This is a genomic window from Roseiarcus sp. (assembly GCF_049514155.1).
In the GTDB taxonomy this organism is placed as follows: Bacteria; Pseudomonadota; Alphaproteobacteria; order Rhizobiales; family Beijerinckiaceae; genus Roseiarcus.
Window position 1 is genome coordinate 1 of the sequence record NZ_JBEKVH010000120.1, and the last position, 12,494, is coordinate 12,494.

Below are 12,494 nucleotides of genomic sequence, written 5' to 3' on the forward strand. Positions count from 1 at the left end.
GGATGCGGCCAGTTCATGAACCTGTGCAGGCCGCCGAGCGCGGCGACCCGTTCGGCGCCCGGCGCCAGCATCAAATGATAGGTGTTGGCGAGCACGACGTCGGCGCCCAGCGCGCGCACTTCGCCCGGATACATCGCCTTGACCGTCGCCGCTGTGCCGACCGGCATGAAGGCGGGCGTGCGGATTTCGCCACGCGGCGTCGAGATCGCGCCAAGGCGCGCGGCGCCGTCGACGGCGTGAACGGAGAAAGCGAAAGCGTCGGTCATGATCGGCAGGAGAGATGAAACGCGGGCGCGGAGGCCCGCGCCACTGCGGGGCAGCGCCAGTGGTGCGGGCCTCCGCGCCCGCCCGCGCCGCGCTCTAAGCACGGCCGACGGCGCGAGGCAAATCAGCCCTCGGGGCCGAGCAGCAGGCAGGCGTCGCCGTAGGAATAGAAGCGATAGCCCTCGGCGATCGCGTGGGCGTAGGCGCGCTTCATCGTCTCGAGGCCGCTGAAGGCGGAGACCAGCATGAACAGGGTCGAGCGCGGCAGATGGAAATTGGTCAGCAGCGCGTCGACGGCGCGGAAGCGATAGCCGGGGGTAATGAAGATCGCCGTCTCGCCTTCGAAGGCGCGAAGCATGCCGTCCTCGCCGGCGGCGCTTTCGAGCAGCCGCGCCGAGGTCGTGCCGACGGCGACGACGCGGCCGCCGCGCGCGCGCGTCGCGTTGAGCGCCGCGGCGGTCGCCGCGTCGAGCCGACCCCATTCCGCGTGCATGGCGTGGCCGGCGGTGTCGCCGGCCTTCACCGGCAGAAACGTCCCGGCGCCGACATGCAGCGTCAGGCGAAAAACCCGAGCGCCGGCCGCTTCGACGCGCGCGATCAGCTCCGGGGTGAAATGCAGCCCGGCGGTGGGCGCGGCGACCGCCCCCTCCTCGTGCGCGAAGATCGTCTGGTAGTCGGCGCGATCGGACGGCGCGATCCGTCTGCGCGCGGCGATATAGGGCGGCAGCGGCGGCGCGCCGACGATGTCGATCGCCTCGTCAAGCGCCGCGCCGTGAAAGGCGAAGGCCAGAGTGACCTCGCCGTCCTCGCCTTTCGCCTCCACCTCGGCGTCGAGCGTCCCTAGCAGGCAGGCCGTGCTCTCGCGCCTCTCGCCGAAACGGATGCGTTCGCCGACTTTCAGCTTCTTCGCCGGTTTGACCAGCGCCCGCCAGCGGCTGGCGTCGAGCCGCTTGATCAGCGTCGCTTCGATGGCGGCGACGGCGGCGCCGCGCACGCGAATTCCGTCGAGCCGCGCGGCGATGACGCGCGTGTCGTTGACGACCAGCGCGTCGCCCGGCTTCAGCAGCCGCGGAAGATCGAACACACGCGCGTCGTCGAGCCCGCCGTCCGGCGCGACGACCAGCATCCGCGCCGCGTCGCGCGGGCTCGCCGGCTTCAGCGCGATGCGCTCGGGCGGCAGATCGAAGTCGAACAGATCGACGCGCACCGGCTATCTCGGCGCTCTCGCGACCAGCCGTCGCGCCCGCAGTTCTCGCTCTCGCGCATAGGTCGCCGCTGCTTGACTGACCGCCACACAGTAGGGTGGAAGACGGCCTGACTCGTCGGGCGCCAACACCTCCTCGCGGAGGCGAAGGGCTTTGGCCGCAGAGATTGCGCCCCGGAGCGGTCGCCCTTGTGGCCCGCGGCTCGCGAGAATTCCTTGGGCGCGGATCGCATCCCGACGCGCGCTGACGAGGATCGGGGGGTTGAGCGCCAAGAGGGCGATTGTTCGCGCCGCGGGCTCGTCGTATTCCTCGGCAGGTGCGACCTTGCCGGAAAAGCGATAGCGGAGACGTCGCTGGCAGCTTTCGTTCAGAGGCGACACAAAATTCGTCTCGTCGACATCTTCGTTGCCCTTGGCGATGGCGCCGAAATCGCAGGGCCCAGTCTCGGGAATGCACAAGACCATGTTTTGATAATCGGTCGCCCTGTCCTGGTGATTCCTTTGCGGCTGTATGTGCTCGATGTGCGATCCCTCGGAGCCGTCGACCTGCGCCATCGTGTAGGCGCAGAGAAAGCCCTGTTCGCGCCGCATCTTGCTGCGCAAGATCGTCTTGACTGCGCTAGGTATCGCACCGAAATCCAGCGCGTCGGGAAGGCCTCGGTTGGCGCTCTTCCAATCGCGCAAGGCCTTCGGCTCGTTGCCTTTGCGGATGAATCTCACTCAGCGGCCTCGTCGCCCTCATGTTCGACCCGCCACATGTACGATTCGGCTGCCTCGACATCGCCAAACCCGCCAATCTCCTTGCGAAGCTTAGCGATTCTGGCGCGCGCCTCCTCGAACTTGCCGTCTTCGATTTCGTCATAGAGGTGCGCAATTTCCTTTGCGACCGTTGGGTCGCGTCCCTCGGCCTCCATCACGCATTCCAAGACCCAGTTGGAGTCCATGCCGTAGCTCTGCGGCGGGCGCTTTTGCCCCTCCGGCGTCAGCAGAACGATCTCCTCCGGCCGCGCTTCGCTGATGACCTGCGGCGAATGGGTCGTCGCGAAGAACTGGATCTTCGGAAAGATGCGCTTGAGATCGCCGATCACCCGCCGTTGCCAGCGCGGGTGGAGATGAAGATCGAGTTCGTCGATGAGGACGAGACCCGTAGTTTCCTCCAGCACGCGCTCTCCAAGGTAAGACGAATTCAGGAGACAAGCGCGCCTGGCGATTTCCGCCACCATGCCCACCAACGCTCGCTGCCCATCGCTCATATTGGAAAAGTCGAGAGTGCGACCGCCTTCGAAGGCGACGACAATATCCTTGCGCCGTTCGACGTATTCGATGCTGCTGGCGCCTTCGACCGCTCTCTGCACCGCACTCTGCACAATTTGAAGATGAGGCGTTGGCCGCCCACCCGAGTTTAGGCCCCCGCCGTTCCCATCTAATATCAAGTTATGATCCAGCGCCCGGTCTTGCAGAGCGATCAGCGTTTGAGAACGCATCCACCTCTGGAGAACGTCGCAGTCGGCGCCTGCATTTGGCCAATCTCGAAAGGCATCCCAACGACTATCTGGTCGGGGCTCCGGAACGTCGTCGCCGATGCTCATTCGACGCTGAAAATGCCTGTTTGTTGTGAACCTCACAATCAAAGGATAGGCGCGCTCAGTATCCGGCCAAGAGAGACCAACTGGTGCGCCCGATGTTTGTTCGTGGAAAGGTCTCAGAAGCTCCGACTTTACGTTTCCTCGCTCATCGCCAAAGCGCTCAGAAAAGACGAAGGACTCCGCGCCCCACTCAAGCGACGAGGAAATCTTGCCACGGCTCCGAGTCGCTTTGTGTTCGAGCTTATTGGCTGTGTCCCGTTGGTCCACCCTGACATCGAGATCGCCAACCAGAGGCCCCTTAGCGATTCCTGCCGGCGAATTCGCCACTTCCCTCAACAAATTCGCCAGCGCCAGCAGCACGCTCGACTTGCCCGTTCCATTCGTGCCGACCAGCAAATTGAAATGCGGATCGAACGGCCCGAGTTCGGCTTTCTCGAAGCAACGGAAGTTTTCGAGCGTAAGGGTTTTGACGAAGAAGCGGTCGCTAGACAAGTCGCCCGTCCTCTCATGCCTCTTGTGCGGGCCGCACCCTCGGCCCGAACGCCACAATGCCTGGACAGCGCCGCCGCCCAGGCTTTGATTCCCTTTTACCAGCAAACCCGGTTTGCGCGAACCCGCTCAGCTCAGCGTCGCTTTGACGATCTTGTCGGGATCGCGCACCGGCTCGCCGCGCTTGATCTTGTCGACGTTGTCCATGCCGGAGACGACGCGTCCCCAGACCGTGTATTTGCGGTCGAGGAAGCGCGCGTCGTCGAAGCAGATGAAGAATTGCGAATTGGCCGAATCCGGACTCGCGGCGCGCGCCATCGAGACGACGCCGCGCACATGCGGCGCATCGTTGAACTCGGCCTTGAGGTCGGGATAGCTTGAGCCGCCGGTTCCAGTTCCATGCGGGCAGCCGGTCTGCGCCATGAAGCCGTCGATCACGCGATGGAAGACGACGCCGTCGTAGAAGCCCTCGCCGACCAGCCGCTTGATATGGGCGACATGGCCGGGCGCGAGGTCGGGACGCATTTCGATCGCCACCGGTCCTTTGGTGGTTTCCAGCGTGAGCGTGTTTCCAGGGGTGGTCAAATTGGCGCTCCTGTGCGCTTGAGGGAAGAGCCGTCAGTCTTGGCTGGTCGGGGCGTCCGTCGGCTCGGCCGCCGGCGCGTCGGTCGCCTTCGGCTTCGGCTTCGCTTTCGCGTCCGCCTTGGCGTCCGAGGCCAAACGCAGCGTGACGATCTTGTCGGGATTGTCGACCGCGCCGTTGTTGTCCGCCGCGCCCGCCTTGATCTGGTCGACCACGTCCATGCCGGAGACCACTTCGCCGAACACCGTATACTTGTTGTCGAGGAAGCCGGCGTCGCCGAGGCAGATGAAGAACTGGGAGTTGGCCGAGTTCGGATCGCTCGAGCGCGCCATGCCGACCGTGCCGCGCTTGAACGGAGTCGGGGTGAACTCGGCGGGAATGTCGGGCAGGTCGGAACCGCCCGAGCCGGTGCCGGTCGGGTCGCCGGTCTGGGCCATGAAGCCGGGGATGACGCGGTGGAAGACGATGCCGTCGTAGAACTTGCGCTTCACCAGCGTCTTGATTTGGGCGACGTGTTTCGGCGCGAGATCGGGCCGCAGCCGGATGACCACCTTGCCGTGCTTGGTGGCGAGGATCAGCGTGTTGTCCTTGTCGTCGTCGGCGAAGGCCGGCGCGGCGAGCGCAGCGAGGGAAACGGCGAGAAAAGCGCGACGGTTGATGAACAACATGCGGTCCTCGTGGAAGCGGCGCCCTCGCCGCGGCGCGGCTTGATAGCACGCGCGTCCGACAAGGCAAGGTTGCGCGGCGGCCTGACGGCGCAGCCGACGATCAGGCCTCGCGGACGCGGCGACGACATTCGCAGGCGACCGCTTCGAGCCGTTCCTGGCGGAGAATCGTCAACGCCCCGCGCGAATAGCGGATCGCCCCTTCGCGCTGCAGCCGCGCGCACGTCGCGCCGACAGTAGCGCGGCGCAAGCTCAGCGCCTCGGCGAGAGTCTGCTGGGTGAGCGCGAAGGTCTCGCCGACCATCCGATCGCGCGTCTCCAAGAGCCGGCGCGCGATCCGTTGCTCGGCGCCGTGCAGGCTGTTGCACGCCGCCGAGACCATCAGCTGACCGATCAACGTCGTCGCGTAATGCAACATCGCTTCCCGCACGCATTCAAATTGTTCGCGCGCGGCGATCAGATCGGCGGCGGCGAGGAACGCGGCGAGACCAGGAACCTCGACCATCGTCGCGCCGACCGCCGCTTCGCGGTTGTCGAGCAGCCCGAAGCCGACGAAACCCTCGAAACCGACGTCCGCCATCTCGGCGCGCCGCCCGTCGGCCATGCGCGCGACGATCGCGACGACGCCTTCATGGGGAAAGACCGCGTGAGTCCGAGGCTCGCCGTCGCGAAAGAGAATCTCACCCGCCGTCAGCGGGCGCGTCGTCAGCCGCGGCGCCAGGAACGCCCGCGCCTCCCGGCGTAACGAGAGGAGAATGCGATTTCGAATTTGCGCTTCTTCGGGCACGGCGCGGCCCTCAAGCTTTTTTCCTATCATAGCGGAAATTTGACCGCGGCCCATCGTCGCGCCGATTGCGGGGTCCGCTTAACCATACAGAAAGCATCTGTATGTACGGACTCGCACATAGAGGGGCGAATTGGCGCCAACTGGCTGAACCTCCGACGTCGACCCGATGCGGTCGGCGCCGCCGGCGACGCTTGGCGCATCGAAAGGCGGGCGGACAATGGAAAAGACAGCGACTGCAATCGCCGGCCTCGAAGAGCTCACGCAGTTCATGTCGCTTGATCCGGCCGCCTGCGCCGGGATTTTGAGCCTCAAACCGGTCGTCGAACGCGAGATGCCGGCTGCGCTCGACGCCTTCTACGACAAGGTCCGCGCGACCCCGAAGCTCAACGCCTTCTTCCGCGACGACGCCCACATGGCGGCGGCGAAGTCGGCTCAGCTCAAACATTGGGACGCGATCGGCTCGGCGCGGTTCGACGACCGCTACGCCGCCGGCGTGCGTGCGATCGGCCTCGCCCACGCGCGAGTCGGCCTCGAGCCCGCCTGGTACATCGCCGGCTACGCCGTGGTCGTCGATCGTCTGGTCAAGGCGGCTGTCGGCGAGCTGTGGCCGAGCGGGCTCTTCAACGGCGGGCGCAAGGCGGCCGAAGCGGCGGGCTCGGCGATCGGCGCGCTGGTCAAAGCCGCGCTGCTCGACATGGACTTCGCCATTTCGGTCTATGTCGAGGCGGCGGAGGCGGCGCGCGTCAAGGCCGCGGAAGAGGCCAAAGCCGAAGAGCGCGCGCGCGTCGCGAGCTCGATCGGCGCGGGGCTGGCGCGGCTCGCCGACAACGACCTCACCTGCCGTATGCAGGACGACCTGCCCGCGGCCTATGGCAAGCTGAAGGCCGATTTCGACGGCGCGATCGCACGCCTCGGCGAAGCGTTCGGCGCCGTCAAGTCGGCGGCGGAGGCGGTCCATTCGAGCGCGCAGGAAATCACCGCGGCGTCGAACGACCTCGCGCGGCGCACCGAACAGCAGGCCTCGAGCCTCGAAGAGACCGCCGCGGCGCTCGGCCAGGTCACGACCGCCGTCGGCAAGAATGCGGAGGGCGCCAAGCGCGCTCGAACGGTCGTCGCCGCCACGCACGACGACGCGGATCTCGGAGCGGGAATCGTGCGCCGCGCAGTCGAAGCGATGAGCAAGATCGAGAAGTCGTCGCAGCAGATCAGCCAGATCATCGGCGTCATCGACGAGATCGCCTTCCAGACCAACCTTCTGGCGCTCAATGCGGGCGTCGAGGCGGCTCGCGCCGGCGACGCCGGCCGCGGTTTCGCCGTGGTCGCTTCCGAAGTTCGCGCGCTGGCGCAACGTTCGGCCGAGGCGGCCAAGGAGATCAAGGCGCTGATTTCGACTTCGACCGCGCAGGTCGAAGAAGGCGTCAACCTGGTGGGCGAGACCGGCGCGGCGCTCGAGCGGATCGAAGCGAAGGTGTCGGAGATCAACGCCGTCGTCGCGACGATGAGTTCCAGCGCCGAGGAGCAGGCGACCAGCCTTCAGCAGGTCGCCGCGGCGGTCAATCACATGGACCAGGCGACGCAACAGAACGCCGCGATGTCGCAACAGGCGAGCGCCGCCAGCCAGTCGCTGGCGTCCGAAAGCGAGCAACTGGCGCGCCTCGTCGGGCGGTTCAAGGTTCCGCCCGGCGGCGGAGAACCGCTGCCCCGCCCGGCGCCGCGCGCCGCGCCTTCGGCCGTTGAACCCGCACAGCCCCGACGCCCCCGTGTCCGTGCGGCGGCTCAAGGGCGCGGCCACGGCGTCGCGGCGGCGAGCGCCGAGTGGTCTGAATTCTAAGCCGCGAGGCGCTCCCTAGGGACGCATCGGAGCGCAGCAACACTTGCGCCCGCGAGAGCGCCCTTCGGACGCCTTCGCCGGCGCGAGGGCGTCTCATCGAGCGGCTCCGCACGCGCCGTACGCCCGTCGGCTTGCGCTCTCGACCGCCTACTCCGCCGCCACTTTCGGCAGAAGGGCGAGCGAGGCTTCGAGGGCGGCCGCGTCGTAGTCCTTGTCGAGCAGCTTGCCCGAGAAGTAGTCGAGGTAGGCCTGCATGTCGAAATGGCCGTGGCCCGACAGATTGAACAGGATCGTCGGCGACTTGCCTTCCTCGCGCGCCTTCAGCGCCTCGTCGATCGCCGCCCTGACCGCATGGTTCGATTCCGGCGCCGGCACGATTCCTTCAGTGCGCGCGAACATCACGCCGGCCTCGAAGCACGGGTTCTGGTGATAGGCGCGCGCCTCGATCAGCCCGAGTTCCTTGCAATGGCTGACCAGCGCCGACATGCCGTGGTAGCGCAGGCCGCCGGCGTGGAAGCCGGGCGGGATGAAGGTCGAGCCGAGCGTGTGCATCTTCATCAGCGGCGTCAGGTGGCCGGTGTCGCCGAAATCGAAAGCGTAGCGGCCGCGCGTCAGCGACGGACAGGCCGACGGCTCGACGGCGATGAGCCTCACGTCGCGCTTGTCGCGCAGCTTCTTGCCGAGGAACGGGAAGGCGATGCCGCCGAAATTCGAACCGCCGCCGGCGCAGCCGATCACCACGTCGGGATAGGCGTCGGCCGCCTCCATCTGCTCGATCGCCTCCTGGCCGATCACCGTCTGGTGCAACAGCACGTGATTGAGCACGCTGCCGAGCGAATATTTGGTGTCGGCGCTCTGAGCGGCGACCTCGACCGCCTCGGAGATGGCGATGCCGAGACTGCCGGGCGAATTCGGGCTGGCGGCGAGGATGGCGCGGCCGGAGTTGGTCTCGTTGCTCGGGCTGGCGATGCAGGTCGCCCCGTAAGTCTCCATCAGCGCCCGCCGATAGGGCTTCTGATCGAAGGAGACCCTGACCATGTAGACCTTGACCTCGAGGCCGAACAGGCCGCCGGCGAAAGCGAGCGAGGAGCCCCATTGGCCGGCGCCGGTCTCGGTGGTGAGCCTCTTCACCCCCTCCTGCTTGTTGTAGAAGGCCTGCGCCACCGCGGTGTTGGGCTTGTGGCTGCCGGCCGGGCTGACGCCTTCGTATTTGTAAAAGATGCGCGCGGTGGTGCCGAGCGCCTTCTCCAGCCCGCGCGCGCGATAGAGCGGCGTCGGCCGCCACATGCGATAGATCTCGCGCACCGGATCGGGGATCTCGATCTCGCGCTCGGTGCTGACTTCCTGGCCGATCAGCGCCATCGGGAACAGCGGCGCAAGGTCGTCGGGGCCGATCGGTTTGCCTGTGCCGGGATGAAGGACCGGCGGCGCCGGCGGCAGGTCGGCGGCGATGTTGTACCAAACGCGAGGGATCCGATCCTCGCCCAATTGATACTTAACCTGGTCGCTCATCCCCCAACCTCCCACTCGACTTACGCAGATCGGCCACGACTATCATGTTTCCCCAGCCGGGCGGCAAGGCAAAATGTCGCTTGGGGCGCCCTTGACGCGCCCGCCGCCGCCGAGCATAGCCGCCCGGCCCAGCCATGGGTCGAAAGGAACGCCGGACCCATGGGTCGTCTCGCGCAATTGCGCCATCGTCTCGAATACGTCGCGTTCTGCGCGCTGGCCGCGGTCGCGACCGCCCTGCCGCTCGACTGGGCGTCGGCGGTTTCGGGGTTCCTGTGGCGGCGCATCGCGCCCCGGCTCGGGCGCCAGAAGCGCGCGCTCGACAATCTGGCGCTGGCGCTGCCGGAGGCCTCCGAGGCCGAGCGCCGACGCATCGCCTTGGCGATGTGGGACAACCTCGGCCGCACCTTCGCCGAGTTCTTCCACATCCAGCAGATCCTGACCGAGCAGCGCGTCGTGCTCGAACCGTTCGAAAAGTTCGAGGCGATCGTCGCGGGCGGGCCGTTCGTCGTCTGCACGCTGCATCTCGGCAACTGGGAACTCGCTTCGCAGGCGGGCCTGCGTTTCGGCCTGCCGCTCGCCGGCGTCTACCAGAAGCTCACCAACCCGCTGGTCGACCGCTGGCTCTACGAGCGCCGCCGGCCGCTCTATCCCGGCGGCCTGTTCGACAAGTCGCCGGCGACGTCGCGGGCGTTGCTGAAACTTGCGCGCGCCGGCGGCTACCCCGCCTTCGTCGCCGACCTGCGCGAAGGGCGCGGGATCGAAGTGCCGTTCTTCGGTCGCCCGGCCTGGTCGAACCCCTTTCCCGCCCTTATCGCCCGCACCGCCGGCATCCCGATCTACGCGGCCGCCGTCGTGCGCACCAAGGGCGCGCATTTCGCCATGCGCATCGAGAAGGTCGAGGCGCAGCGCAGCGACGACCGCGACGCCGACGTGCTGGCGACGACCGCCGCGGTGCAGGCGCGTTTCGAGCAGTTCATCCGTGACAATCCGGAACAATGGATGTGGGCGCACCGGCGCTGGGATTGAGGAAGAAGGCGATAGGCGGTAGGCAGTGGGCGAAGAGCGCTTCCTGCTGCCTATTGCTATTGCCCACTGCCTGCGGAGTCCCCCGCCCTGATCGTCGCCACCTGGAACGTCAACTCGGTCCGCCAGCGGCTGCCCCATCTCCTCGACTATCTCAAGGAGCAGGCGCCCGACGCATTGTGCCTGCAGGAGACCAAGTGCGTCGACGAGGCGTTCCCGCGCGCCGAGATCGAGGACCTCGGCTATAATGTCGCCGTCCATGGGCAGAAGGGCTTCAACGGCGTCGCAATCCTCGCCAAGCGGCCGTTCGAAGCGCAGCGCGGGCTGCCAGGCGATCCGGATGACCCGCAGGCGCGCTACATCGAGGCGGTGATCCCCGCCGCGCGCGGCGTGCTGAGGCTCGCCTGCATCTATCTGCCCAACGGCAATCCGGCGCCGGGCGAGAAATATGCCTACAAGCTCGCCTTCATGGATCGGCTGATCCGCCACGCGCGCGGCTTGCTCGCCTATGAGGAGCCTCTGGCGCTGGCCGGCGACTTCAACGTCATTCCCGAGCCGCGAGACGCTGCGCGCCCGGAGGACTGGACGAAGGACGCGTTGTTCCTGCCCGAGACGCGCGCCAAGTTCCGCGAGCTTCTCTCGCTCGGCTTTGCCGACGCGCTGCGCGCGACCAGCGACGAGAAGGGCCTCTACACCTTCTGGGACTACCAGGCCGGCGCCTGGCAGCGCAACGCCGGCATCCGCATCGACCACTTCCTCTTGTCCCCGCAAGCCGCCGACACGCTCGAGACGGCCGTCGTCGACAAGGACATGCGCGGCCGCGAAAAGGCCTCCGACCACGTCCCGGTCAGGGTCACGTTGCGCGACGCCTAGACCTTTCGCACCACCGCGCGAACGACCGCGCTCGCGCCGACATGCAGCGCCCCTTCGTCGAGCACGGCGCTCGCTTCGGCGAGCTCGACGATCTCCTGCCCGGCGAAGTCGGCGGCAAGGTCGGCGACGGTGTAAAGCAGTCGCGCCTCGCGCGGACCGCCGCGCGCGCCCGCCGCGTGCGCGGCGAGCTGCTCCGGGCGGAACGCCTCGAGGATCAGCAACCCGCCGGGCCTCAGCGCCGCGAGCGCGCGGCCGTGAATGAAGCGACGTTCGTCGGCGGCGAGGTGGAGATAGATCAGCGCGACGACGTCGTAGGCCTCGCGCGGCCAGGCCCAGGCGAGCGCGTCGGCTTGCGCCGCGTTGAGGCTGACGCCGCGCACCGCCGCGAGCCGGCGCGCCTTGGCGACGCCTTGGGCGGAGAGGTCGAGCGTGTCGACGACAAGCCCCTGCTCGGCAAGCCACACGCCGTTGCGCCCCTCGCCGTCGCCGGGAACGAGCGCCCGCATGCCGCGCTCGAGGCGCGGCGCCTGCGCGACGAGAAAGGCGTTGGCGGCCTCGCCATAGGCGTATGGCGCGGGCTCGTAGCGCGCGTCCCACATCGCCGCCCGTTCCGACGCCGTTTCGTTCATCGAACCCACTCTCCCCTCGCGCGGCCGCGTTCTGCGCCGGCGCATCCGATCATCGCTGGTTTGGCGGCGATTGTGCGCCTGACGAATGCAAACTCAAGCGTGACTCGAGCAACCGCCGTCGAATGCGGCGCCTTTCGCGTCTCCGACTTCGGATTTGTCTCGCGCTTTTGCCTCGCCGAGCCAACAATGGGCGCGCCGGCGGCGCCCTCTGTCTCCATCGAGGCGGCGGCCGGCCCGTAAGGCCTGACCGCCATGACTCAGCGCGCGCTCGTTGTTTCCCTCTTGGCCCTGGCGCTTGCCGGCTGCCTTTCCACCCAGGACCAACCTTTTCCGCTCGGCGACGGCGATTCCGTCGCGGCGCGGCCGGGCGATTACGCCTGCCTAACCATCCAGGAGCGCGGGGCGGCGAAGGCCGAGCGCGGCCGCCTTATCCGCCTGCAGAGCGACCGACGGACACAATATGTCTTTGTCGCCCCCGACAATTCTTCGGCCGAGCCGGCCACGCTGCATCGCGTCGCCGACGGCGTCTATCTCGCCGCCGTCGCCCATGCCGAGGGGCCGGGCGAAGATCTCTATCTCGCCGCGGTCGCCGCCGACGGCGCTTCGTTCCGCCTCTACGACCCCGCCGAAGCGGCTATCGCCGCCGCCCCGGCGCTCGCCAAGCGGAGCGGCGCGACGCTCGCCCACACCGCCTTCGGCGACGATCTTTCCGGCCCGATCGCGGCGCAACGCGCGTTCGCGCTGGCCTTCGCCGGCGACCTCGAGAACTGGCGCCCGACCGCCGACTGCCGCCTGCGCTGACGGAAACCGCCTCGCTCCCAGCCAAACGGGAGGTTGATCCGCCCCACCCTCTTGACGGAACACAGCGCGAACAGATACGCATCGTTCGTGATTTGTTTACGCCCAAACGCGATTCTCGGCCCCGCCGACGGCGAGGGGGCGATTCGCGCCGGGCGGTTGGGGAGCCTGCCATGCTGACCAGAAAGCAAAGCGAGCTGCTGCGCTTCATTCACGAGCGTCTGCTGGCCGAGGGGGTTCCGCCCTCCTT

Annotated in this window: 13 protein-coding genes and 1 pseudogene; 5 read left to right on the forward strand and 9 right to left on the reverse strand. The window is 67.5% G+C overall.

Annotation, left to right across the window (positions count from 1 at the left end):
• From ABSF49_RS15660 to ABSF49_RS15690, 7 genes are all read right to left on the reverse strand, one after another.
• Window positions 1–266 (reverse strand): tRNA-guanine transglycosylase (locus tag ABSF49_RS15660; protein ID WP_424113584.1); only part of this gene is annotated, 266 nt, incomplete at its 3' end.
• A 122-nt stretch (window positions 267–388) separates the two neighbouring features.
• Window positions 389–1,471, reverse strand: a complete 1,083-nt coding sequence (gene queA, locus ABSF49_RS15665) for a tRNA preQ1(34) S-adenosylmethionine ribosyltransferase-isomerase QueA (protein ID WP_424113585.1) — start codon at window positions 1,469–1,471, stop codon at window positions 389–391.
• Between the two features lie 3 nt (window positions 1,472–1,474).
• Window positions 1,475–2,188, reverse strand: coding sequence for a retron system putative HNH endonuclease (locus ABSF49_RS15670; protein ID WP_424113586.1), 714 nt, complete (start codon window positions 2,186–2,188; stop codon window positions 1,475–1,477).
• Window positions 2,185–3,546 (reverse strand): AAA family ATPase, encoded by a 1,362-nt coding sequence (locus ABSF49_RS15675; protein ID WP_424113587.1) that lies wholly within the window; start codon window positions 3,544–3,546, stop codon window positions 2,185–2,187. Before ABSF49_RS15675 ends, ABSF49_RS15670 begins: the two co-directional genes overlap by 4 nt.
• Before the next feature lie 126 nt (window positions 3,547–3,672).
• Entirely contained in the window at window positions 3,673–4,128 is a 456-nt protein-coding gene (locus ABSF49_RS15680) for a peptidylprolyl isomerase (RefSeq protein ID WP_424113588.1), read from the reverse strand.
• Window positions 4,129–4,161: 33 nt separating this feature from the next.
• Window positions 4,162–4,794: a peptidylprolyl isomerase gene (locus ABSF49_RS15685; RefSeq protein ID WP_424113589.1), complete on the reverse strand. Its 633-nt coding sequence runs from the start codon at window positions 4,792–4,794 to the stop codon at window positions 4,162–4,164.
• A gap of 100 nt (window positions 4,795–4,894) precedes the next feature.
• Window positions 4,895–5,578, reverse strand: coding sequence for a Crp/Fnr family transcriptional regulator (locus ABSF49_RS15690; protein WP_424113590.1), 684 nt, complete (start codon window positions 5,576–5,578; stop codon window positions 4,895–4,897).
• A gap of 217 nt (window positions 5,579–5,795) precedes the next feature.
• Between ABSF49_RS15690 and ABSF49_RS15695 the strand changes: the two genes are divergently transcribed.
• Complete coding sequence (locus ABSF49_RS15695; protein WP_424113591.1) at window positions 5,796–7,409, forward strand: methyl-accepting chemotaxis protein; 1,614 nt, start codon at window positions 5,796–5,798, stop codon at window positions 7,407–7,409.
• A 147-nt stretch (window positions 7,410–7,556) separates the two neighbouring features.
• Here the strand turns inward: ABSF49_RS15695 and ABSF49_RS15700 are convergent, their stop codons facing one another.
• A complete protein-coding gene (locus tag ABSF49_RS15700) occupies window positions 7,557–8,921 on the reverse strand; it encodes a TrpB-like pyridoxal phosphate-dependent enzyme (protein WP_424113592.1) in 1,365 nt (454 codons plus the stop codon).
• Between the two features lie 159 nt (window positions 8,922–9,080).
• Between ABSF49_RS15700 and ABSF49_RS15705 the strand changes: the two genes are divergently transcribed.
• Both ABSF49_RS15705 and xth read left to right on the forward strand, forming a co-directional pair.
• Window positions 9,081–9,947 carry a lysophospholipid acyltransferase family protein gene (locus ABSF49_RS15705; RefSeq protein WP_424113593.1) on the forward strand — a complete coding sequence of 289 codons (867 nt, stop codon included), beginning with the start codon at window positions 9,081–9,083 and terminating at the stop codon, window positions 9,945–9,947.
• An 87-nt stretch (window positions 9,948–10,034) separates the two neighbouring features.
• Window positions 10,035–10,817 (forward strand): exodeoxyribonuclease III, encoded by a 783-nt coding sequence (xth, locus tag ABSF49_RS15710; protein WP_424113596.1) that lies wholly within the window; start codon window positions 10,035–10,037, stop codon window positions 10,815–10,817.
• Here xth and ABSF49_RS15715 read toward each other — a convergent pair.
• Entirely contained in the window at window positions 10,814–11,446 is a 633-nt protein-coding gene (locus tag ABSF49_RS15715; RefSeq protein WP_424113594.1) for an SAM-dependent methyltransferase, read from the reverse strand. The genes xth and ABSF49_RS15715 overlap by 4 nt on opposite strands.
• A 252-nt stretch (window positions 11,447–11,698) precedes the next feature.
• Between ABSF49_RS15715 and ABSF49_RS15720 the strand changes: the two genes are divergently transcribed.
• The gene (locus ABSF49_RS15720) at window positions 11,699–12,247 is read left to right on the forward strand and encodes a hypothetical protein (protein WP_424113595.1); all 549 of its coding nucleotides are present in this window, start codon (window positions 11,699–11,701) and stop codon (window positions 12,245–12,247) included.
• A gap of 170 nt (window positions 12,248–12,417) precedes the next feature.
• Window positions 12,418–12,494: pseudogene (locus ABSF49_RS15725) on the forward strand (transcriptional repressor LexA); the annotation flags it as partial.

What these genes read in the sequence shown, in the direction of transcription:
- ABSF49_RS15685 (WP_424113589.1), bottom strand. Translation starts at nt 4,794, where the DNA reads ATGTTGTTCATCAACCGTCGCGCTTTTCTCGCCGTTTCCCTCGCTGCG.
- ABSF49_RS15700 (WP_424113592.1), bottom strand. Translation starts at nt 8,921, where the DNA reads ATGAGCGACCAGGTTAAGTATCAATTGGGCGAGGATCGGATCCCTCGC.
- ABSF49_RS15720 (WP_424113595.1), top strand. Translation starts at nt 11,699, where the DNA reads ATGACTCAGCGCGCGCTCGTTGTTTCCCTCTTGGCCCTGGCGCTTGCC.
- ABSF49_RS15705 (WP_424113593.1), top strand. Translation starts at nt 9,081, where the DNA reads ATGGGTCGTCTCGCGCAATTGCGCCATCGTCTCGAATACGTCGCGTTC.
- ABSF49_RS15715 (WP_424113594.1), bottom strand. Translation starts at nt 11,446, where the DNA reads ATGAACGAAACGGCGTCGGAACGGGCGGCGATGTGGGACGCGCGCTAC.
- ABSF49_RS15695 (WP_424113591.1), top strand. Translation starts at nt 5,796, where the DNA reads ATGGAAAAGACAGCGACTGCAATCGCCGGCCTCGAAGAGCTCACGCAG.